The sequence below is a fragment of the Cobetia sp. UCD-24C genome, from assembly GCF_001306765.1.
GTDB classification, from domain to species: domain Bacteria; phylum Pseudomonadota; class Gammaproteobacteria; order Pseudomonadales; family Halomonadaceae; genus Cobetia; species Cobetia amphilecti.
Window position 1 is genome coordinate 45,535 of record NZ_LJTD01000008.1, and the last position, 18,871, is coordinate 64,405.

At 63.5% G+C, this 18,871-nt stretch carries 21 protein-coding genes; 12 read left to right on the forward strand and 9 right to left on the reverse strand.

What is annotated here, in order from left to right:
- The first annotated feature begins 209 nt into the window (after positions 1-209).
- Positions 210-650: a flagellar protein FlhE gene (locus AOG28_RS17815; protein WP_054556604.1), complete on the forward strand. Its 441-nt coding sequence runs from the start codon at positions 210-212 to the stop codon at positions 648-650.
- Between the two features lie 251 nt (positions 651-901).
- Here the strand turns inward: AOG28_RS17815 and AOG28_RS12250 are convergent, their stop codons facing one another.
- The 3 genes from AOG28_RS12250 to flgA form a co-directional block, all read right to left on the reverse strand.
- A complete protein-coding gene (locus AOG28_RS12250; RefSeq protein WP_054556605.1) occupies positions 902-1,375 on the reverse strand; it encodes a flagella synthesis protein FlgN in 474 nt (157 codons plus the stop codon).
- Entirely contained in the window at positions 1,372-1,650 is a 279-nt protein-coding gene (gene flgM / locus AOG28_RS12255; RefSeq protein ID WP_054556606.1) for a flagellar biosynthesis anti-sigma factor FlgM, read from the reverse strand. The genes AOG28_RS12250 and flgM overlap by 4 nt, the downstream gene beginning before the upstream one ends.
- 305 nt (positions 1,651-1,955) lie before the next feature.
- Positions 1,956-2,585: a flagellar basal body P-ring formation chaperone FlgA gene (gene flgA, locus AOG28_RS12260; protein ID WP_054556607.1), complete on the reverse strand. Its 630-nt coding sequence runs from the start codon at positions 2,583-2,585 to the stop codon at positions 1,956-1,958.
- Positions 2,586-3,219: 634 nt separating this feature from the next.
- Between flgA and flgB the strand changes: the two genes are divergently transcribed.
- From flgB to flgL, 11 genes are all read left to right on the forward strand, one after another.
- Positions 3,220-3,615, forward strand: coding sequence for a flagellar basal body rod protein FlgB (gene flgB, locus AOG28_RS12265; protein ID WP_318833290.1), 396 nt, complete (start codon positions 3,220-3,222; stop codon positions 3,613-3,615).
- On the forward strand, positions 3,615-4,091 hold the full coding sequence (flgC, locus tag AOG28_RS12270; protein ID WP_054556609.1) for a flagellar basal body rod protein FlgC: 477 nt from the start codon (positions 3,615-3,617) through the stop codon (positions 4,089-4,091). The genes flgB and flgC overlap by 1 nt, the downstream gene beginning before the upstream one ends.
- A gap of 54 nt (positions 4,092-4,145) precedes the next feature.
- The gene (locus AOG28_RS12275) at positions 4,146-4,835 is read left to right on the forward strand and encodes a flagellar hook assembly protein FlgD (RefSeq protein WP_054556610.1); all 690 of its coding nucleotides are present in this window, start codon (positions 4,146-4,148) and stop codon (positions 4,833-4,835) included.
- 132 nt (positions 4,836-4,967) lie between these two features.
- Positions 4,968-6,230, forward strand: a complete 1,263-nt coding sequence (gene flgE, locus AOG28_RS12280) for a flagellar hook protein FlgE (RefSeq protein WP_054556611.1) — start codon at positions 4,968-4,970, stop codon at positions 6,228-6,230.
- A 171-nt stretch (positions 6,231-6,401) separates the two neighbouring features.
- On the forward strand, positions 6,402-7,169 hold the full coding sequence (locus AOG28_RS12285; RefSeq protein ID WP_054556612.1) for a flagellar basal body rod protein FlgF: 768 nt from the start codon (positions 6,402-6,404) through the stop codon (positions 7,167-7,169).
- A 26-nt stretch (positions 7,170-7,195) separates the two neighbouring features.
- The gene (gene flgG, locus AOG28_RS12290; RefSeq protein ID WP_054556613.1) at positions 7,196-7,978 is read left to right on the forward strand and encodes a flagellar basal-body rod protein FlgG; all 783 of its coding nucleotides are present in this window, start codon (positions 7,196-7,198) and stop codon (positions 7,976-7,978) included.
- Between the two features lie 148 nt (positions 7,979-8,126).
- Positions 8,127-8,777 carry a flagellar basal body L-ring protein FlgH gene (locus AOG28_RS12295; RefSeq protein ID WP_235507024.1) on the forward strand — a complete coding sequence of 217 codons (651 nt, stop codon included), beginning with the start codon at positions 8,127-8,129 and terminating at the stop codon, positions 8,775-8,777.
- 146 nt (positions 8,778-8,923) lie between these two features.
- On the forward strand, positions 8,924-10,063 hold the full coding sequence (locus AOG28_RS12300) for a flagellar basal body P-ring protein FlgI (protein WP_054556615.1): 1,140 nt from the start codon (positions 8,924-8,926) through the stop codon (positions 10,061-10,063).
- Positions 10,063-11,526: a flagellar assembly peptidoglycan hydrolase FlgJ gene (gene flgJ, locus AOG28_RS12305; protein WP_054556616.1), complete on the forward strand. Its 1,464-nt coding sequence runs from the start codon at positions 10,063-10,065 to the stop codon at positions 11,524-11,526. Before AOG28_RS12300 ends, flgJ begins: the two co-directional genes overlap by 1 nt.
- A 158-nt stretch (positions 11,527-11,684) precedes the next feature.
- Positions 11,685-13,316, forward strand: a complete 1,632-nt coding sequence (gene flgK / locus AOG28_RS12310) for a flagellar hook-associated protein FlgK (protein ID WP_054556617.1) — start codon at positions 11,685-11,687, stop codon at positions 13,314-13,316.
- 10 nt (positions 13,317-13,326) lie between these two features.
- Positions 13,327-14,586 carry a flagellar hook-associated protein FlgL gene (gene flgL / locus AOG28_RS12315; RefSeq protein WP_054556618.1) on the forward strand — a complete coding sequence of 420 codons (1,260 nt, stop codon included), beginning with the start codon at positions 13,327-13,329 and terminating at the stop codon, positions 14,584-14,586.
- Between the two features lie 120 nt (positions 14,587-14,706).
- On the opposite strand, the gene fliR is transcribed toward flgL, so the two are convergent.
- The 6 genes from fliR to fliM form a co-directional block, all read right to left on the reverse strand.
- Positions 14,707-15,504: a flagellar biosynthetic protein FliR gene (gene fliR / locus AOG28_RS12320; RefSeq protein ID WP_054556619.1), complete on the reverse strand. Its 798-nt coding sequence runs from the start codon at positions 15,502-15,504 to the stop codon at positions 14,707-14,709.
- 60 nt (positions 15,505-15,564) lie between these two features.
- Positions 15,565-15,834 carry a flagellar biosynthesis protein FliQ gene (gene fliQ / locus AOG28_RS12325; RefSeq protein ID WP_054556620.1) on the reverse strand — a complete coding sequence of 90 codons (270 nt, stop codon included), beginning with the start codon at positions 15,832-15,834 and terminating at the stop codon, positions 15,565-15,567.
- A gap of 133 nt (positions 15,835-15,967) precedes the next feature.
- Complete coding sequence (gene fliP, locus AOG28_RS12330) at positions 15,968-16,765, reverse strand: flagellar type III secretion system pore protein FliP (RefSeq protein WP_082388746.1); 798 nt, start codon at positions 16,763-16,765, stop codon at positions 15,968-15,970.
- A complete protein-coding gene (fliO, locus tag AOG28_RS17820) occupies positions 16,762-17,373 on the reverse strand; it encodes a flagellar biosynthetic protein FliO (protein ID WP_082388747.1) in 612 nt (203 codons plus the stop codon). Before fliO ends, fliP begins: the two co-directional genes overlap by 4 nt.
- A gap of 13 nt (positions 17,374-17,386) precedes the next feature.
- Complete coding sequence (gene fliN / locus AOG28_RS12340) at positions 17,387-17,857, reverse strand: flagellar motor switch protein FliN (RefSeq protein ID WP_054556622.1); 471 nt, start codon at positions 17,855-17,857, stop codon at positions 17,387-17,389.
- Entirely contained in the window at positions 17,850-18,866 is a 1,017-nt protein-coding gene (fliM, locus tag AOG28_RS12345) for a flagellar motor switch protein FliM (protein WP_054556623.1), read from the reverse strand. The genes fliN and fliM overlap by 8 nt, the downstream gene beginning before the upstream one ends.
- Between the last annotated feature and the right edge of the window lie 5 nt (positions 18,867-18,871).

Genomic DNA, 18,871 nt, shown 5'->3' on the forward strand with positions numbered 1-18,871 from the left:
CCGAGCAAGACAACAACATGCCGCAAAGACAGATAAGTGCGACAGGGAAGGCGCCGGCAAGGGGTGTGTCGAGCGTCTGCAGCAAGACGGATCTGAAGGAGTCAGCGGTGCAGAGAAGAAAGCGAGTGGTGACAGGGCGCAGTACGGCCTGGGCGGGTGTGGTGTCGAGAGCGAAGCTGAGTGCGAAGCCTAAAAGCAGGATGGCACCGATGGCGGCCTTGATGACGGCAGCAGCTCTGTGGGCCGCGACGCTGGCCACGCCGGTGCAGGCCGCCAGCGCGGCGGTGATGATGTCCGTCGAGTCGCTGACCATCGCTCAGCGGGGGCATTGGTATATGCGCCCTCTGGCAGTGGCAGATGCCGTGCGTGATTCAGGTCTGATGGCGCCTGACAGGACGCGCGTCACCGCGATTCATTGGCGCTATTCGCTCACGAGTGCACCGGGGGAGTGGCAGGTCATGCTCTGCCTGGAGGAGCGCTGCGCCATGCTCGCGGCGAGGCGTGGCAAGTTGACCCTGCCCACCCGAGAGCTGGCGACGGCGCCATTCTCGCTGAAGGTCTATCGCAATGGACGTGGCGTACTCAAGCCGGCGACACATCTGGATGACATCCAGCTGGTGATCGACGTCGAAAGCCTGGAAGGTGCGTGACTGGCGGCGTTGTCAGCGAAAGGGGACTGGCTTTGTGTGACTGACGATGAATGACTGATTGGCTGGCGAGTGGAATGAATCAGCTGTATCTGGAGGCTCGGCAGAATGCCGGGCCTCGCGTGTTTCTGGGTCTCGAGTATTTCTGGGTCTAACGTGTCTCTAGGTCAGCAGGGGCGGCGTTGCAGTCTGGGTGGGCAGCCCGCGGGCCTCACGCCTGAGGTATTCAAGTCAGGACACTCAGGCCAGGACAGTCAGGCCGAGACGTTCAGGCGTGAGGCCCCCGCTGCCGGACGCCCATCGGCGCCGTAATGGCCGGGCGCACGTTGATGCAGGCTGTCGAGAATCTTGCTGTGCAGTGCCATGCGCTGACCGATCAGTTCACCATTCAGACGATTGCGTGCCTGGGCGCGGCGCGTCAGCGTCACCAGATGCCACCACTGGGTGGCCAGTACCGGCTGGCTGGCGAGCACCGTATGCAGTTCCAGTGGGTCATTGGTAAGCCCTGCGTTGCTCAGCCAGCTGCGCCGGCGGCTCTCCAGCGCTTCCAGGCGGGCGGCGTTGGCCAGCTTGGCTTCGCGCGAGGCCTCAAGGTCTGCCGCGCTCGGCAGGCGTTGGCCCAGCAGGCGCTGTTCTTCCTCAAGCAGGGCGATGAAGTCATTCAGCTCCTGCTCGAGGCCGGAAAAGATCTCGCCCAGCAAGGCTGTCGAGGGGTCATCGAGTGTCATGCGTCACCTTCGAAGGCATCGATCAGCCCTTGTGCGATGCGGTCGACATCGATCTTGATGCTGCCATCGGCGATGGCCTGCTTGAGACTGTCGACGCGCGCCTGGTCGATGTCCTGGCCTGCATCGATCGCGCTGCTGGAAAGCTCGACCTGGGTGGAGTCGGCCGTGGAGGTCGCCGCCGTGGTGGCGGTGGTGTCCTTGGCCGTCTCGGGACGCAGTTCGCGCGGGGCTTGGGTATCGCTGCGCTGTATCGGGCCGCCATGTTCAATCTTCATTGACTGTCCTCTCTGGCCGTCGGGCCGTGCTCGACGACGAGCCTGTCATGGATGGGTTGCGTGCGTCATCTGCGCGCTTGAATCGACTATCGGCCATGCCAGCACAAGCTTTACCCCACACAGTCAATATGGTCCCTCGGGAATGAGGTATCTCGTGCGGGTGGCGGCTTGTCAGTATCAAGCATTTCGGCCTTTGAGCGTCAGCGTCTCGTTCCGGTGCGTCAGCGTGTCGTAGCTGGACGTGCGCAGTCAACAGGATGATTCGAGTTGGCTCGGCGCGACTCATCTCAACTCAACTGAAGTCATCATGGCGCTACCCGCCGCGGCCCGATGACGCGGGCGCGCACCCAGTCGCCCGGAGCGAGTTCGATGCGAATGCGCTCATCGAGCCCCCCAGCCTCAAGTGCCCGCGCACTGCGCTGCATGCTGAAGCCTGTGCCGCTGACCTGATAGGTCACGGTATCGCCGAAGTTTACCAGCGGGATGGCGCGCACGCTGTTACGGGTGATGACTTCGCCGGCGCGTAGGCGGCGGCGTACCTCGTAGCCTGACAGTGCCGCGGCGCTCTCGAAACCATTGCCACGCAACTTGCCCAGTGGCGTCAGTACCGGCGTCAATCTCGCGGGTGCCAGTGGGGTGCCGCTCGCAAGTGGCTGTGGCGTGCTCTGGCGCCAGGCGAAGCGTTCCATGCGAACGCTGACGATATGTCGCTGGCCGTTGGCGCACAGCAGCTGCAGGCGTTTGAGGCCCGGTGCATGGCGGTCACTGCGCGCGGCATTGAGGCTCATCTGGGGCGCCGAGCATTCTTTCAGGCGGGCGGGCAGGCGACGCAGCTCGAGTTGTACTGAGGCCTCGCTGGGCGCGCCCAGTGGCGGCTCGCCGGGCATGCGCACCCTGACGGGGCCGCTGTCCTCGGCGGTGAAGAAGTCGTTCAATTGCCAGCGCAGGGCCTCGACGGCGCGTGTCTGCGCGTCTTTGACTGAAGGCGCTGTTGTTGAGGCTATTGATGAGGCTGTTGCTGTTGCTGATGCCTGGGCGGCAGACGGCTGAATGGCAGAGCCGATCGTGTCTGAGGTGTTGGCATGCACAGCGGCCCCCGCGGGCAGCAGGACCAATAGTCCGGTGCTGGCGATGGTGCGCCACAGGCCTTTTGCCGCCGTCAGGCCTTTTGTCACAAACAGTCCTTTTGCAACAGACAGTCCTCTAGCCACAGACAGGCCTTTCGCTACGCTGATTTTCGGCATGCTGTCTCTCATCGCGAGTGGCGTCCGGGGCGGAAGGCGGGGTCAAGCGCCCCTGGTTCAGGGCACAAGGTTCAGGGCACAAGGTTCAGGGCGCTGGATCAGTGCCGCGAGAGATTGTAATCCGCCCCTGATACCGGCATGGCCAGAAATAGCCGCGATAAAGTGGCTTGTTCTTACCTTCATCCTGGCGCTGGCTGACTATTCTCAGTCCTGCTTTCCGTCATGCTCCCCTACGCGTGAGCTGATCGATGGATGTTCCCTCGCTCACATCAGGGCGAGGTGCCGACAGCGGGGCACTTCCATGTTTGATCGACTTGATTCCCTCATGAGCTTTCACCAGCAGGCGCTGGGCCTTCGCGCTGAGCGTCAGCAGGTGCTGGCCACCAATATCGCCAATGCCGACACGCCGGGCTATCTGGCGCGCGATATCGACTTCTCCGCCACCTTGGCCAAGGCGACGGCGGGCAATGCCGCGCCGGGGCCGCTTGCGCTGAACACGACCCAGGCCGGCCACCAGGCTGCCAGCGGGGCGGGTCTCTCGCTGGGCGCGGACCTGCTCTATCGCGTGCCCACACAGCCGAGTCTGGACGGCAATACCGTCGACATGGATGTGGAGCGGGTCAATTTCGCGGACAACAGTCTGCATTACGAGGCCAGCCTTGAGCTTCTGACCGGCAAGATCCAGGGTCTGCGTCTGGCCATGCAATCGGAGAACAGTTGATGGCAGCGTTCAGCATCTTCAACGTCGCGGGTTCCGCGATGGCGGCCCAGTCGCAGCGCATCAATGCCGTGGCCAGCAACATGGCCAACGCCGACAGCGTGGCGGGCCCAGATGGCAAGCCCTATCAGGCGCGTCAGGTGGTGTTCGAATACGCGCCCCTCGCGCGTCAGGCCAATGCCTCGCTGGCGACGGCCAACCTGGCCGGTGGCGGTCTGGCGACACAGATGGCGTCGCGTAGTGCAGGCCTCGGTGGTGTCAGGGTCAGCTCGGTGGAGCTGAGCGATGCTCCGGCGCGCCAGGAGTATCGCCCCGATCATCCCCTCGCCGACGAGCAGGGTTATGTGACCTTCTCCAATGTCGATCCGGTCGCCGAGATGGTCGACATGATCGCGGCCTCCAAGTCCTACGAGGCCAATGTCGAGGTCTTCAATACCTCCAAGTCCCTGCTGCGCAAGACATTGACGCTGGGGGAATGACCCTCGCTCAGGGCTTTGGCCTTCTGACCGCTTCTTCTGATTTCGGGTAACCGCATGGCGACGCTAGACACCAGTGTGCTCAACAGCATCAACCAGACCACCACGACCTCCGGTGTCACCGACAGCACGCAGTCGGTGAGCAGTACCGAGGAGCTCAATGATCAGTTCATGACCCTGCTGGTGGCGCAGATGCAGAACCAGGACCCGATGGACCCGGTGTCGAATTCCGACCTGACCGCGCAGCTGGCCCAGATCAGCACCGTCAGTGGTATCGAAGAACTCAACACCACCCTTGAGGGCATCACGGCGCAGATTTCCAGCAGTGAAGCGCTGCATGCGGCCAGTCTGCTCGATCAGGGCGTGCTGGTCGGCGGCAATGCGGTGCTGGTGGGCAACGCGACCTCGACACCCTTCGGCCTTGAGTTGGCCGACGATGTCGACAATGCCACCGTCGAGGTGCTGGGCGCGGATGGCAGTGTGGTCAAGACCTTCGAGTTGGGCGCATTGGAGGCGGGTATTCATGGCTTCGTCTGGGACGGTTTGCTGGATGATGGCACTGAAGCCGCCGATGGCTCCTACCAGCTGGCCGTGACGGCCGAGCGGGCAGGCGAGAGCTATGACGACCTGCAGACGCTGAGTTATGGCGTGGTCAGTGGCGTCAATCAGACCGACAGCGGTGCTCAGCTGGACCTGGGTCCGGTGTTGGGTGTCGTCAGTCTGGACGCCGTGCGTCAGGTGCTTTGACCTGAGCCCATGGCGCCGGGATAGCGCCAGCGAGCCCGCCGGACGGGCCACCAGTTTCAGGCCGTTTGGCCGCCCCCGAGCTCGCTGACAGGTCTCGGGCTTTCATCTTCATCGCGATCAAAGGGACAGACCATGGCGTTTTCACAGGCATTGAGCGGCTTGAGTGCGGCTTCTACCAATCTGGATGTGATCGGCAACAACATCGCCAACTCGGAAACGGTGGGTTTCAAATCCTCTGAGGCGCAATTCTCCGACATCTATGCCGGCTCACAGGCGGCGGGGATCGGGGTGCAATTGGCATCCGTTGCCCAGGACTTCACTTCCGGCTCGCTGGAATCCACCGGACGCGATCTCGATCTGGCGATTTCCGGAGATGGCTTCCTGCGTTTCTCGGACACCAGTGGTCAGATCGTCTATTCGCGCAACGGCCAGCTCAACATCGATGCCGAGGGCTATATCGTCACGGCCCAGGGTGCCCAGTTGACAGGCTATTCCGGTGAAGGTGTCACCGGGGAACCCGTGGTATTGCAGATTCCGACAGCCCCTCTGGCGGCAAAAGCGACGCAGGACAACATCGCTCTCGAGGTCTATGGCGCTGAAGTCGCGCTCAATCTGGATGCCGCGGACCTTGTGCCGGCCACTGCCGATTTTGATCCGACGGATGCCGCGACCTACAACTACGCCTCGGCGATGACGGTGTATGACAGTCTTGGCGATGAACATGTCGTGACGTCCTTTTATGCCAAGACAGAAAACAACACCTGGAACGTCCATCACGTGATGGACTTTTCCAGCAAGGCTGCGGAATTGCAGGAACAGATCGACGAAGGCGTTGCTGACCCTTCTGTCGACTTTGATCCTCAGACAGAGGTGATCACCTTCGGGGCAGGCGGTCAGCTCCTTGATTACAGTCAGACGGCTCAAACCTACGCCCTGGCCAATGGCGCGAGTGATCTTAGTTTCAGTATCGACTTCACCGGCAGCACCCAATATGCCAACGATTTTGAAGTCATCACCCTGTCCCAGAATGGTTATACCTCCGGCAGTCTTGTCGGCGTGTCCTTCGAGGAAGATGGCCGCGTGATCGGCAGTTACTCCAATGAGCTCAAGCAGACACTGGGCACCATCGCGCTGGCCAACTTTGCCAATGAGCAGGGTCTGCAGCCCAATGGCGACAACGGCTGGGTCGCCACCGCTTCCTCGGGTGTTCCGCTGGTCGGTGTGCCGGGTGAGGGCGTCTTCGGTGAGGTCCAGTCTGGGGTCGTCGAGGCCTCCAACGTCGACCTGACCACCGAGCTGGTCGATCTGATCATCGCTCAGCGCAACTATCAGTCCAACGCCCAGACCATCAAGGTCCAGGACGAGGTCCAGCAAAGCGTCATCAACATGCGCTAATGCCACTCCTGACATGTGACGCGGTTCGTCTTCTGCAATGAAAACAGCAGAGATGTCGAGGCGAACCGGGTCATCTCGAGCGTCAGTACTAAGCGACGAACCAGCGCATCAAGAGCGGGCGTTGAGGGTCGGGCGCTGACGGCAACACGGCAAGGTGTGAGGGAATAGCGGATGGACAGAATGCTCTACACCGCCATGAGCGGCGCCCAGCGAAGCCTGGCGGCTCAGGATGTCGCCAGTCATAACCTGGCCAACCTCTCGACCACCGGCTTTCGCGAGATGCTGACGCTGTCGCGGGCGGTGGATGTGCAGGGCGAAGGGCTGGCGACACGCGTCTCCAGTCAGCTGACCACTGCGGGGGCCTCGATGGCCCAGGGCACGATCCAGACCACGGATCGCTCGCTGGATGTCGCGCTGGACGGCCCCGGCATGCTGGCCGTGCAGGGCGCGAATGGTGAGGAGCTCTACACCCGCAACGGCGCGCTGCAGATCGATGCCGATGGTGTCCTGACCTCCGGCGGCTTGCCGGTGCTGGGTGATGGCGGGCCGATCGAGCTGCCGCTCAACGCCATCGTGCATATCTCCGCCGATGGCAGCGTGAGTGCGCGCTCGGCGGCGGATGCGCCTGACACCATGGTGCTGCAGGCCCAGCTCAAGCTGGTCAATCCCGAGGCCATTCCCGGCAGTCCGGCGCTTGTGCGCGGCGAGGACGGCTATTTCCGTCAGCCGCCGACTTCGGCGGGAGAGGCCGCGCCACCACTGGCTGCCGACCCGCTGGTGCGGGTCGTCTCCGGCGCCCTGGAGAGCAGCAACGTCTCGGCGACCGACGCGATGGTCGCCATGATCAACAACGCGCGCAGTTTCGAGATGCAGATGAAGAGCATCGATACGGCAGAGCGCATGGCCGAGCGTGGCAACAGCCTGCTTGGTACCGACTGACCCCGTAATCACGGCGGAGCCCCCTGATGATTCGTGCCCTATGGACAGCCAAGAGCGGCCTTGAAGCTCAGCAGATGCAGATGGACGTCACGGCCAACAACCTGGCCAACGTCTCGACCAATGGTTTCAAGCAGTCGCGTGCGGTGTTTGAAGATCTGCTCTACCAGAACATGCGCCAGCCCGGCGCTGCCTCCTCCGCCACCACCGAGCTGCCCTCGGGGCTGCAGGTGGGCACCGGGGTGCGCACCGTGGCCACCGAGCGTCTGCACATCCAGGGCAATCTGGAGCAGACCGAGAACTCCAAGGATGTCGCGATCAATGGTCAGGGCTTCTTCGCGGTGATGCTGCCGGATGGCACCAATGCCTATACCCGCGATGGCTCCTTCCAGCTCGACAGTACCGGCCAGATGGTCACCGCCAGTGGCTACCCGCTGGACCCGGCGATCGTCATTCCGGCCAATGCCCTGAGTGTCGATATCGCCTCCGATGGCGTGGTCAGCGTCACCCAGCCCGGTTCCACCAACAGCACCGAGGTGGGTCAGCTGCAGCTGTCCACCTTCATCAACCCGACGGGGCTGTTCAGTCGTGGCGAGAATCTGTATTCCGAGACCGATGCCTCCGGGCCGCGCAGTGACAATGTGCCGGGCTTCAATGGTGCGGGCACTCTCTATCAGGGCTTCGTCGAGACCTCCAACGTCAACGTGGTGGAAGAGATGGTGGGCATGATCCAGAACCAGCGTGCCTACGAGATCAATTCCAAGGCCGTGACCACCACCGATCAGATGCTGGAGCGTCTGGTCCAGATGTAAGGGTTGTCGCATGTCGCTTTCGCGTGATCTCCCGGTGGTGGCACTGCCATCCCTGTCAGCTGTTTGCCCACGCCAGAATGGCTTGGCGATGCCTGGATTGGCGTTGCCTGGCTGGCGTCGCATGCGCCGCGCGCTGGTCGGATTGGCGATGCTGGCCATAACGCTGGTAGGCGCCGGGTGTGCCCATATCCCCAGCGAGCCGCTGGTCGATACCACGCCAATGGAATCGACGATGCAGCCGCGCCCGGAACCGATGGCCAATGGCGCCATCTTCCAGCCGCTGTATGGCAACCAGCCGCTGTTCGAGGATCGCCGCCCGCGTGCCATCGGCGACATCATCACCATCCTGCTCGACGAGAATGTCAGCGCCAGCAAGAGCTCGGCCAGCAATGCCAGCCGCGACGGCAGCCTCGGTTTCTCGCTGACCGCCATCCCCGATTTCATGACGGGGCTGCTGGATGGCACCGATGCCGATATCGAGGGCGAGAATGATTTCACCGGCAGTGGTGGCTCGAATGCCAACAACAGTTTCACCGGCACCATCACCGTGACGGTCAGTCAGGTGCAACCCAACGGCAATCTGGAGGTGCGCGGCGAGAAGCGCATCGCGATCAATCAGGGCACCGAGTCGATTCGCTTCTCCGGAGTGGTCAATCCGCGCACGATTTCCTCGGCCAATACGGTGCAGTCCACCCAGGTGGCCAGCGCACGCATCGAATATGTCGGTGATGGCTATATCAACGAGGCGCAGAACATGGGCTGGATGCAGCGCTTCTTCCTCAATCTGGCGCCGTTCTGAGCCTGGCGTGGCGATTGCCGTGCAATGTTCTGTAGAGAATTGTTCTGCAGAGGCTTGTTCTGCGAAGAATTGTGCCGCGAATTGCCTCGCCCTGAATGGCCCCTCCCGATTTCTCACCACGCTGTCCCATCATGAGTCGCTATCCGATGCCTGAGATGCTCCCTTATCCACGCTGGCGCGCTGCGCTGGCCGCCTGCCTGATGCTGGTGAGCTGCCTGACCTTGACGCTGCAATCGGCACAGGCCGATCGCATCAAGGACCTCGCCCAGGTGCGCGGCGTGCGCGACAACCCACTGGTCGGCTACGGCCTGGTGGTGGGGCTGGATGGCAGTGGGGACCAGACCACCCAGGCGCCGTTCACCGGCCAGAGTCTGACCAACATGCTCTCCCAGCTGGGCGTGACGGTGCCATCGGGCACCAACATGCAGCTCAAGAACGTGGCGGCGGTCATGGTCACCGCCAGCCTGCCGGCCTTTGCAAGCTCCGGTCAGCCCATCGATGTCGTGGTGTCGTCGCTGGGCAATGCCAAGAGTCTGCGCGGTGGCACCCTGTTGATGACGCCGCTCAAGGGCGTGGATGGCCAGGTCTATGCGCTGGCGCAGGGCAATCTGATCATCGGTGGCGCCGGTGCCCAGGCCGGCGGTTCCAGCGTGCAGGTCAACCAGCTGACCGCCGGGCGCATTCCCAGTGGCGCAACGGTGGAGCGCGGCGTGCCGACGCGTCTCGGGGATGAGAATGGCGTGATCCATCTCGATCTGTTCGAGGGCGATTTCAATCATGCCCAGAACGTCGCCAGCGCCATCAATCGCAATTTCGGCGGCTCGCTGGCCTCGCCACTCAGCAGCCGCGATATCGTGGTGCAGGCGCCGCGTGACCTCAGTCAGCGTGTCGGGTTCATCGCCAGGCTCGAGAACATCGAGGTCGCCCTGGGCGTGCCGCGTGCGCGTGTGGTGGTCAATGCGCGGACCGGCTCGGTGGTGATGAACTCCGAAGTGCGCCTGGCGCGCGCCGCGGTCACCCACGGCAACCTGTCGGTGGTGATCGACGCCAATCCGGTGATCAGCCAGCCTGCGCCGCTGTCCCAGGGGCAGACGGCAGTGGTCAATGACCCCGATATCAGCGTGAATCAGCAGGGCGGTGCGCTGCGCATGGTCGAGGGGACTGCCAGCCTGCAGGAGGTCGTCGATGGCCTGAATGCGCTGGGCGCCACGCCGCAGGACCTGGTCTCGATTCTGGAAGCGCTCAAGGCAGCCGGTGCGCTGCGTGCTGATCTCGAGGTGATCTGATGAGTGTGCTTGGTAGCGGTGCCAACGTGGATGCCGGTCGTCTGGCCTTCGACACCCAGGGTCTGGCGAGCCTCAAGGGGGCGGCCAGCAGTGGCGGCGAGCGTCAGCAGGAGGCGCTGGAAGAGAGTGCGCGTCAATTCGAGGCCTTGATGCTCAACATGATGCTCAAGCAGATGCGCTCGGCCACCGAGAATTCAGCGCTGACCGGCTCCCAGCAGCAAGAGATGATGACCTCGATGCTTGACCAGCAGCTCTCCCAGCAACTGGCCAGTGTCGGTGACGGTATCGGCCTGTCGAAGATCCTGATTCAGCAGTTGTCCTCCAGCACGGCGACGGGCACGGACACGAAGATGAGCACTGACAGCAACACGACGCTTCCTGGGGCAATCTCCCCCAGCGAAGCAGCCGATGGGAAGTCGGTCGCTGAACAGGGGGCCGACGGCTGGTTGCCGGCGGTGGGTCTGACCCTGGAGGGGGGCGCGGCTCGCGAAGGTGACTGGCAGGCGGCGGTGGAGACACGCGCCGCAGATGAGGTGGCCGGCTTCATGGCGATGCTCGATACGCTGGCGCCCGGCGACACGGCGCGAGGCATCTACGCCGAGCTGCCGATGGCGACGACAGGCAAGGATGATATGTCTGACACCGTCAGCCCGGTGACAGTGACCGACATGGCAGCGCTCAGCGAGCAACAACGTCGTCAGCCCGAGAATGTGCAGCGCTTCGTGGCGGAATTTGGCCCCGCCGCTCAGGCGGCCAGCCGTGAAAGCGGGCTGCCCGCAGAATTGATTCTGGCGCAGGCCGCGCTGGAGACGGGCTGGGGTCAGCGCCGCATTCACACCGAGGCCGGCACCGACAGCCATAACCTGTTCGGCATCAAGGCCGGCAGCAGCTGGCAGGGCGACAGCACCACGGTGCTGACCACCGAATACCGCGATGGGCGCCGCATGCGTCTCGAAGACAGCTTCCGCGTCTATCCCGATCAGGCCAGTGCGCTGCGCGATCATGCCGCGCTGCTGACCGGCGCCCAGCGTTATGCCCACGTGACCCGGTCGCCGGACGCCGAGAGTGCGGCGCGTGCCTTGCAGGAGGCGGGCTACGCCACTGACCCGCACTATGCCGACAAGCTGATCTCGATCATGAGTCGTGTCGGCCCGCTGGAGGCCAGCGGCCATCCCGAGACAGCGGAGACCCGCCTGGCGTCGCGCGATGCCGTGCCTGCGTCATCTTCTGTCGCAACCGCCAACTCAGGCTCCCCGCGCGGGCTGCTTGAGGCCTCCGCGCCGCTGTTTGCCCTCGATGCGCGCGATGCTCAGCCGCTGGTCGAGCTGGCGTCTGCGACGGGTGTGGCGTCTGCGACGGATATGGCGCCTGCGGCGGATAAAGAGATCGGTACTGGCAGTGAAGGCGCTGCATCAGGGGCCATCCAGTTGGCGATGGGTCGTTCAGAGCCGCTGATCCGCTAGAGCCGCTGATGACGATTCACTGTTGATGCATTGCCGGCAACTATTGCTGCCTGCGGCCTCAAGTTGGCGTCTGATGCGCCGATAATCACAGCATCCGTACGCCGGTGTGGCGTCATTCACCTTCTCCCTTTTCCCATTGTTCCTTTCAGGTAAACGCCATGGCCAGCAGCATGTTGAGTATCGGTGTCAGTGGTCTGCAAGCCGCCCAGACGGCGCTTGCCACCAACAGCAACAACATCGCCAACGTCTACACGCCGGGCTATAGCCGTGAAACGGTCGAGTTGAATGGCAACATTGGTGGCGGTGTCAGCGTGGCGTCGATCAGCCGTCAGACCGACAGCTATCTCTCGGCCCAGCTGGACAGCGCCATGAGCGCCAGCACGGCGCTTGAGACCCACGAAGCCAACATCAGTCAGATCGACAATCTGCTCGCCGATGACGAGGCGGGCCTGGCGCCGTTGATGCAGGAGTTCTTCGGCGCCATCGAAGGCGTGGCCAGTCAGCCGAGTGATCCGGCGGCGCGCGAGAGCCTGCTGGGCAGCGCCGAGAGCCTGGCAGGGCAGTTCAATGCCTTCTCCGCCTATCTGGATGACATGGATTCTGCGGTCAATTCACAGCTCGGTGATGTGGTCGGCGATATCAACACTGCCACCAGCCAGATCGCCTCGCTCAACGAGCAGATTTCCCTGACGCGTGCGCGTACCGGCGAAGAACCACTGGGCCTGCTGGACCAGCGCGATCAGGCGGTGACCGACCTGCAGACGCTGGTCGGCGTCGAGGTGCAGGAGCAGGATGGTCGGCTGAGCGTCAGCCTCGGCAATGGCCAGCTGCTGGTCAACGGCAGCAGCAATTACGAACTGGCCGTGGAGCCCGACCCGCAGGACATGAGCCGTTCGGTGGTCACCTACAGCGTGGCGCCGGGCGTGACCAGTGCCATCGATGAGGCGCAGCTCGAAGGCGGCACCCTGGGCGGGCTGTTGAGCTTCCGCGCCGACAGCCTCGAGCCGACCCAGAATCAGCTCGGCCAGTTGGCCGCGGGTCTGGCGTTGACCTTCAATGCCCAGCACGCCGACGGTGTCGACGCCAATGGCAACGCGGGGGGCGACTTCTTCACCCTCGGCGATCCGGAAGTGCTGCCGGCCAGCGGCAATGCCGCCGGAGCGGACCTTGAGGTGACATTCGCCCCCGCCACCCAGCAGGACGGTGACGATTTCTACAGTGTCGCGCTGACCGGCGATGACTACCGCCTGAGTCTTGAGGGCGGCACCTATCAGCTGGAAAACCTCAGCAGCGGCGCCGTGCAGACCCTGACCCCGGACAGCGAAGGCGTGATGCGGCAGGATGGCCTGGTGTTCACCGCCACCGGCATGGCGGACGGTGACAGCTTCACCATCCAGCCGACGCGCAATATCGCCGACACCTTCTGGGTCGCGATCGACGAGGGCGCCGAGATCGCCGCGGGCTCAAGCGATGCCAGCCTCGACAACCGCAACATTCTCGCCCTGCAGTCACTGCAGAGCAGCGACGCCCTGGGCAGCGCCGGCAGCTTCAATGATCACTACGCGTCACTGGTCAGCCAGGTCGGCAACCAGACCCGTCAGGTGCAGGTCAACCTGGAGGCTCAGCAGGGCCTGACTGAGCAGCTGTCGGTGGCAGACCAGTCGATCTCGGGGGTCAATCTGGATGAAGAGGCCGCGGACCTGATCCGTTATCAGCAGTATTACCAGGCCAACGCCCAGGTCATCCAGACCGCGTCGACGGTGCTGGATACCATTCTGAACATCCGCTAACGAGGCCGTGATGCGCATCAGTACCCAAACCCTCTATGCCCAGGGCGTCACCTCGATGCTGGATCAGCAGGCGGCGTTCTCCAAGGTGTCCGAGCAGCTGGCCACCGGCAAGCGCGTGGTCAATCCCTCGGATGACCCGAGTGCGGCCAGCCAGGCGGTGACGATCTCGCAGTCCCAGGCTGTCAATGAGCAGTTCAGTGACAGCCGCACCACGGCGCGCAACAACCTGTCCATCGAGGAGAGCGCGCTCAATCAGGTCACCGACACCATCACGCGTGTCCAGAGCCTGATCGTGCAGGCGGGCAACGGCACCCTCAGTGACAGTGACCGTGATGCGCTGGCCACCGAGCTTGAAGGCAGCCGTGAAGTGCTGCTGGGACTGGCCAACAGCACCGACGGCAACGGCAACTATCTGTTCGGCGGCATGAGCGGTGACACGGCGCCCTTTGGCGAAGATGGCAGCTATCGCGGCGATGATGAGCAGCGCCAGCAACGCGTCGACAGCTCGCGCCTGATGGAGGTCAATCATACCGGCAGCCAGATCTTTGGCGGCGTGGCATCCGGCAATCAGCAGCTGGCCCGCCAGACCAGCGATAGCGAGTCGTCACTGCCGATCACCTTCAAGGGGCCGGAAGTCGTCGATGCCGCGGCGCGGGTCGATGGTGCGGCCTACAGCGTCAGCATTGATGCCGCTGGCGTCACGATCAGCGGTACCGATGCCGATGGCAATGATCTCCAGGTCCTGGATGACGAAGGCAACCCGCTGCCATCGCCCGTGGCGTTCAGCGATGGCATGACGCTTGCGTTCAATGGCCTGTCGATGACGCTGTCCGGTGATGAACAGCAGGTGTCTGAGGCCCAGACCTCCGGCAAGGCAACGCAGCTGGTGGTCGAGGAGGGTGAGGCCAGCGCCGATCTGTTCGCCAATCTGGATGGCCTGATCAGCGCGCTGAGCACGCCGATCGAGAGCGAGGCCGACCAGGCCGCCTTCAACAACGCCATCTCGACCGCCAGTCGCCAGTTCAGCAACAGTCTCGACAATGTGCTGACGGTGCGTGCCGATGTCGGCACCAAGCTCAACGAGCTGGATTCACTGGATATCATCGGGGATGACCGTGAGCTCAACTATGCCTCGACCCGCTCCGACCTGATCGATCTGGATTACAACGAGGCGATCTCCGACTACTCGCTGACACAGGTGGGGCTGCAGGCTTCCCAGCAGGCGTTCTCGGATATCTCGGGCATGTCGTTGTTCGACTATCTGCGCTGAGTGATGGCGTGACCGCGTTCGAGAAATGATGAAAAAGCCGCACTGGATACTCGCTCTCGCGATGGCATTCGGTGCGGCTCTTGCGTCTTGGTCTTTGCTTTTCAGATCAGTGCTTGCGTGTCATGGCATCGTGCCCAGGCCTTCATGCACGGCCTGGAAGGCACCCAGCGCCTGACGGAACAACAGCGACAGCCAGTCCGTCATGCCCGGCATCATCAGCCACAGCATCGCGATGCCCAGCAGCAGGGTCAGTGGGAAGCCGATTGAGAACACCGACAGCTGCGGTGCCGAGCGGTTGAGTACGCCCATCGCGAGGTTGATCGTCAGCAGCGAGGCCACCAGCGGCAAGGCCAGCAGCAGGCCGGCGCTGAACAGGCTGGCGCTCCACAGCAACAGATTCTCGAGCCCGACGGGGCCCATGCGGCGCAGGTCGAGGGGAATCTCGTGGAAGTGGGTGACCAGGATTTCCAGTACCAGCAGATGGCCATTGAAGGCCAGAAACAGCAGCATGGCCAGCATGCCCAGCAGACGCGACAGCACCTGGGTATTGGTGCCGGTGTCGGCCGAGAAGAAGCTGGCGAAGGCCAGCCCCATCTGCAAGCCGATGAATTCCCCGGCCGCCTCGACGATGGCGAAGGTGATGCGCATCACCAGGCCCAGTGCCAGGCCGACGCCCATCTGCAATGCCAGCTGCCAGACGGCGGCCGGGCCGAGCACATCCACCGGGGGCGGGCTCTCGACCAGCGGCGCGATGATCAGCGCCAGGCCAAAGGCCATCAACAGGCGCACCGGCGTGGGCAGGCTGCGGTGACCAAACAGCGGCGCGCTGATCATGAAGCCGGACAGGCGCGCGAAGGGCCACATCACGCTCAGCAACAGGGCCTGGAGATGCTCGTGGGACAGCAGGTCATTCGGCAAGGGGGCATCCTCCCGCCGGGCTTGCGTCGGGTCTGTTGGCGATGCTCATGCAGGCGTCGCTCATCCGATCAGGTGCGGGAAGCCGGTGAAGACGCTGCGCGTGAAGTCCATCAGCGTCTCCAGCAACCAGGGGCCGGCCAGTACCAGGGTGCCGAACACGCCGAGAATCTTGGGGATGAAGGACAGGGTCATCTCGTTGATCTGGGTTGCGGCCTGGAACAGGCTGACGATCAGGCCGATGAACAGGGCGCTGGCCAGCAGCGGGCTAGCCACCAACAGGGTGATGTACATGGCATGCGAGGCCAGGCTGGTGATGACTTCAGGTGTCATGGCGGCGCGTTCTCGATGGGCAGATGGGAGGTGTCGAGGCTGGCAATGCATGGTTGCGCGTCACGACTAGAAAGCCCGGTGACGGCGTGATGTCAGGGCTGGCTCAGTAGATGCTCCCTCAGTAGAAGTTCTCTCAATAAAAGCTCTCGGCCAGCGACCCCAGCAGCAGCTGCCAGCCATCGACCATCACGAACAGCATCAACTTGAAGGGCAGCGAGATGGTGGCGGGTGGCACCATCATCATCCCCAGCGCCATCAGCACACTTGCCACCACCAGATCGATGATCAGGAAGGGCACGAACAGGCTGAAGCCGATCTGGAAGGCGGTCTTCAGCTCGCTGGTGACGAAGGCCGGCAGCAGCACCCGCCACGGCACGTCCTGCGGGGTCTGGATTTCCTCGACCTTGGCCAGGCGCGCGAACAGCGCGATATCCGGCTCACGCACCTGACCGAGCATGAATTCGCGCAGCGGATCGCCGCCGCGTTCGATGGCTTCCTGCAGGCTGATGGCCTGGCTGTCATAGGGTTGCCAGGCCTCGTCGTAGATGCGCTCCAGCACCGGCGACATCACGAAGAAGGTCAGAAACAGCGCGATGCCGACCAGCACCTGATTGGGCGGCGCAGACGCGGTACCCAGCGCGGTGCGCAGCAGGCCCAACACGATGATGATGCGCGTGAAGGCGCTCATCATCAGCAGGGCCGCCGGCAGCAGGGCGAGGCCACTGAGCAGGATCAGCGTCTGGATATTCAGCGACCAGGACTCGCCGCCGTCCGGCAGTGGCTGGCTGGTCAGCCCGCTGAGCACATCGGCGTGCGTCGATTGGCTGGTCAGCAGGCATGCCGACAATGCGATCAATAACCCTGTCAGCAGCTCTCTTGTCTTCAGCCCGCTTGCTTTCAAGCCCGGCGACAGCCTCACCAGCCCCGTCATGAGCGTGGCTCCGCATCATCTGTCTTGTCTGACGTACCACGCTTGGGCGTAACAGAAGGTGCATCAGCCGGCGAGCGCCTGGCAAGACGATCGCGCAGCAGCTCGGCAAAGCCGGCTGCGGCTCCGCTCCCGTCAGTTGCGGAGGCAGGCGAGGCCAGCGATGCGTCGTTCGGAGAGCTGCCATCGTCTGCGCGTACCAGGCCGCCATTCTCGGCCGTCAGCTCACCGAGGGAGGTGATGCCCGCCGGCCCGACGCCCAGCAGCAATTGCTGGTTGCCAACCGCTACCACCACCAGGCTCTGCTTGTGACCCAGCGCCAGCCGCGCCAGCGGGCGCAGGGCAATGCGATTGCCGCGCAGTGTCTGGGCACCCCCGAGCGTCTTCATCAGCCATGCCAGCAGCAGGATCACGCCGATCACGGCGGCAAGCGCCAGCCCGGTATTGACCAGGCTGGCCGCGCCCAATGGTGAGTCGTGGCCTGTGTCGGCAGTCAGGCTTGCGTCGCTACCGAGAAAGGCCGGTGACGGCGCCTGAGTGCTGGCGCTGGTGTTGGTATTGGGGCTGGCATCCGGCAGCAAGATCGCGCCGTCAGGGGCATCGGAGGTCATGACAGGAACAGCCTTAGCGGTTGAGCTTCTGTACCCGCTCATTGGGGGTGATGATTTCCGTGATGCGGATACCGTACTTGTCCTCGACCACGACCACCTCGCCCTGGGCGATCAGATAGCCGTTGATCAGGATGTCCATCGGCTCACCGGCCAGGCCATCCAGCTCGATCACCGAGCCCTGCGACAGCTCCAGCAGCTGCTTGATGGTCAGGCGCGTGCGCCCCAGCTCCACGGTCATCTTGACCGGGATGTCCATGATCATGTCCAGCTCGCGCGGACGTGCGCCGCCACCGCTGCCATCGAGGGGCTCGAAGATATCGCCGCCCTGGGGGGCAGCCTCGCTCTGCTGTTCTTCCAGCGCCTTGGCCCACTCGTCGCCCATCTGCTCGGTCATCGTATCGGCCCAGGGGTCGTCAGTGCCGGATGTCGGGGAATTCGGGGTGGCCTTGGGCGCGGGCGCGTCTGGCGAATTGGGCTCACTCATCGCCGCTGTCCTCGCTGGCAGTGTTGATCGGATGATTGATGATGCGGGTCACGCGCAGGGCGCGGTGGCCATTGGCGCGACCGAAACCGGCTTCGAGCACCGGCACATTGTTGACGTAGGCATTGACGCGCTCAGGCTTCTCGATGGGCAGCACATCGCCCACGGCAAGTTCGGCCAATGCGCCCAGCGTGGTGGTGATGCTGGCAAAGTCGGCGTGCAGCTCGACATCGGTGGCGCGCACTTCCTTGCGCAGGCGCTCGCCCCAACGGCTGTCGCCCTCGGCGCTGGTTTCCTGCAGCGGGCTCGAGAGCAGCTCGCGGTGCGGCTCGATCATCGAGTAGGGCAGGCAGATCTGGAAGTCGCTGCTGTGATTGCCGACCTCCAGATGGAAGCTGGTGCACACCACGATCTCGTTGGGCGAACTGGTGATATTGGCGAACTTGACCTGCATCTCGCTGCGCAGATAGTCGGTTTCCACGGCATAGACCGCCGACCAGGCGTCGCGGTAGGCATTCAAGGCCAGCTGCATCAGGCGCTGGATGACGCGTTGTTCGGTACGCGTGAATTCGCGACCCTCTGACTTGGTCACGAAGCGACCGTCACCGCCGAACAGGCTATCGACCACCATGAACACGAGGCTGGGCGGAAACACCAGCATCGAGGTACCGCGTAGCGGCTTCATGGTGAACAGGTTGATGTTGGTCGGCACTGGCACGTTGCGGGAAAATTCGTTGTAGCTCAGGAACTGCACCGGCCCGGCGGTGATATCGGCGCCGCGGCGGATCAGGTTGAACAGCCCCATGCGGAACTGGCGACTGAAACGCGAGTTGATGATATCCAGGGCATGCAGGCGATCCCGGATGATGCGGTGCTGGCTCGCCGGGTCGAAGGGGCGAATGCGCGCTTCGCCGGGCGTGCTCGAGGCGTCAGACGTTGCACCGCTGTCACCGTTCACGCCGGAGAGCAGAGCATCGATTTCGTCCTGTGACAGCAGATCGTCTTGAGCCATGGCCA

What these genes read in the sequence shown, in the direction of transcription:
- AOG28_RS17815 (WP_054556604.1), top strand. Translation starts at nt 210, where the DNA reads ATGGCGGCCTTGATGACGGCAGCAGCTCTGTGGGCCGCGACGCTGGCC.
- AOG28_RS12250 (WP_054556605.1), bottom strand. Translation starts at nt 1,375, where the DNA reads ATGACACTCGATGACCCCTCGACAGCCTTGCTGGGCGAGATCTTTTCC.
- flgM (WP_054556606.1), bottom strand. Translation starts at nt 1,650, where the DNA reads ATGAAGATTGAACATGGCGGCCCGATACAGCGCAGCGATACCCAAGCC.
- flgB (WP_318833290.1), top strand. Translation starts at nt 3,220, where the DNA reads ATGAGCTTTCACCAGCAGGCGCTGGGCCTTCGCGCTGAGCGTCAGCAG.
- flgC (WP_054556609.1), top strand. Translation starts at nt 3,615, where the DNA reads ATGGCAGCGTTCAGCATCTTCAACGTCGCGGGTTCCGCGATGGCGGCC.
- AOG28_RS12275 (WP_054556610.1), top strand. Translation starts at nt 4,146, where the DNA reads ATGGCGACGCTAGACACCAGTGTGCTCAACAGCATCAACCAGACCACC.
- flgE (WP_054556611.1), top strand. Translation starts at nt 4,968, where the DNA reads ATGGCGTTTTCACAGGCATTGAGCGGCTTGAGTGCGGCTTCTACCAAT.
- AOG28_RS12285 (WP_054556612.1), top strand. Translation starts at nt 6,402, where the DNA reads ATGGACAGAATGCTCTACACCGCCATGAGCGGCGCCCAGCGAAGCCTG.
- flgG (WP_054556613.1), top strand. Translation starts at nt 7,196, where the DNA reads ATGATTCGTGCCCTATGGACAGCCAAGAGCGGCCTTGAAGCTCAGCAG.
- AOG28_RS12295 (WP_235507024.1), top strand. Translation starts at nt 8,127, where the DNA reads ATGCTGGCCATAACGCTGGTAGGCGCCGGGTGTGCCCATATCCCCAGC.
- AOG28_RS12300 (WP_054556615.1), top strand. Translation starts at nt 8,924, where the DNA reads ATGCCTGAGATGCTCCCTTATCCACGCTGGCGCGCTGCGCTGGCCGCC.
- flgJ (WP_054556616.1), top strand. Translation starts at nt 10,063, where the DNA reads ATGAGTGTGCTTGGTAGCGGTGCCAACGTGGATGCCGGTCGTCTGGCC.
- flgK (WP_054556617.1), top strand. Translation starts at nt 11,685, where the DNA reads ATGGCCAGCAGCATGTTGAGTATCGGTGTCAGTGGTCTGCAAGCCGCC.
- flgL (WP_054556618.1), top strand. Translation starts at nt 13,327, where the DNA reads ATGCGCATCAGTACCCAAACCCTCTATGCCCAGGGCGTCACCTCGATG.
- fliQ (WP_054556620.1), bottom strand. Translation starts at nt 15,834, where the DNA reads ATGACACCTGAAGTCATCACCAGCCTGGCCTCGCATGCCATGTACATC.
- fliP (WP_082388746.1), bottom strand. Translation starts at nt 16,765, where the DNA reads ATGACGGGGCTGGTGAGGCTGTCGCCGGGCTTGAAAGCAAGCGGGCTG.
- fliO (WP_082388747.1), bottom strand. Translation starts at nt 17,373, where the DNA reads ATGACCTCCGATGCCCCTGACGGCGCGATCTTGCTGCCGGATGCCAGC.
- fliN (WP_054556622.1), bottom strand. Translation starts at nt 17,857, where the DNA reads ATGAGTGAGCCCAATTCGCCAGACGCGCCCGCGCCCAAGGCCACCCCG.
- fliM (WP_054556623.1), bottom strand. Translation starts at nt 18,866, where the DNA reads ATGGCTCAAGACGATCTGCTGTCACAGGACGAAATCGATGCTCTGCTC.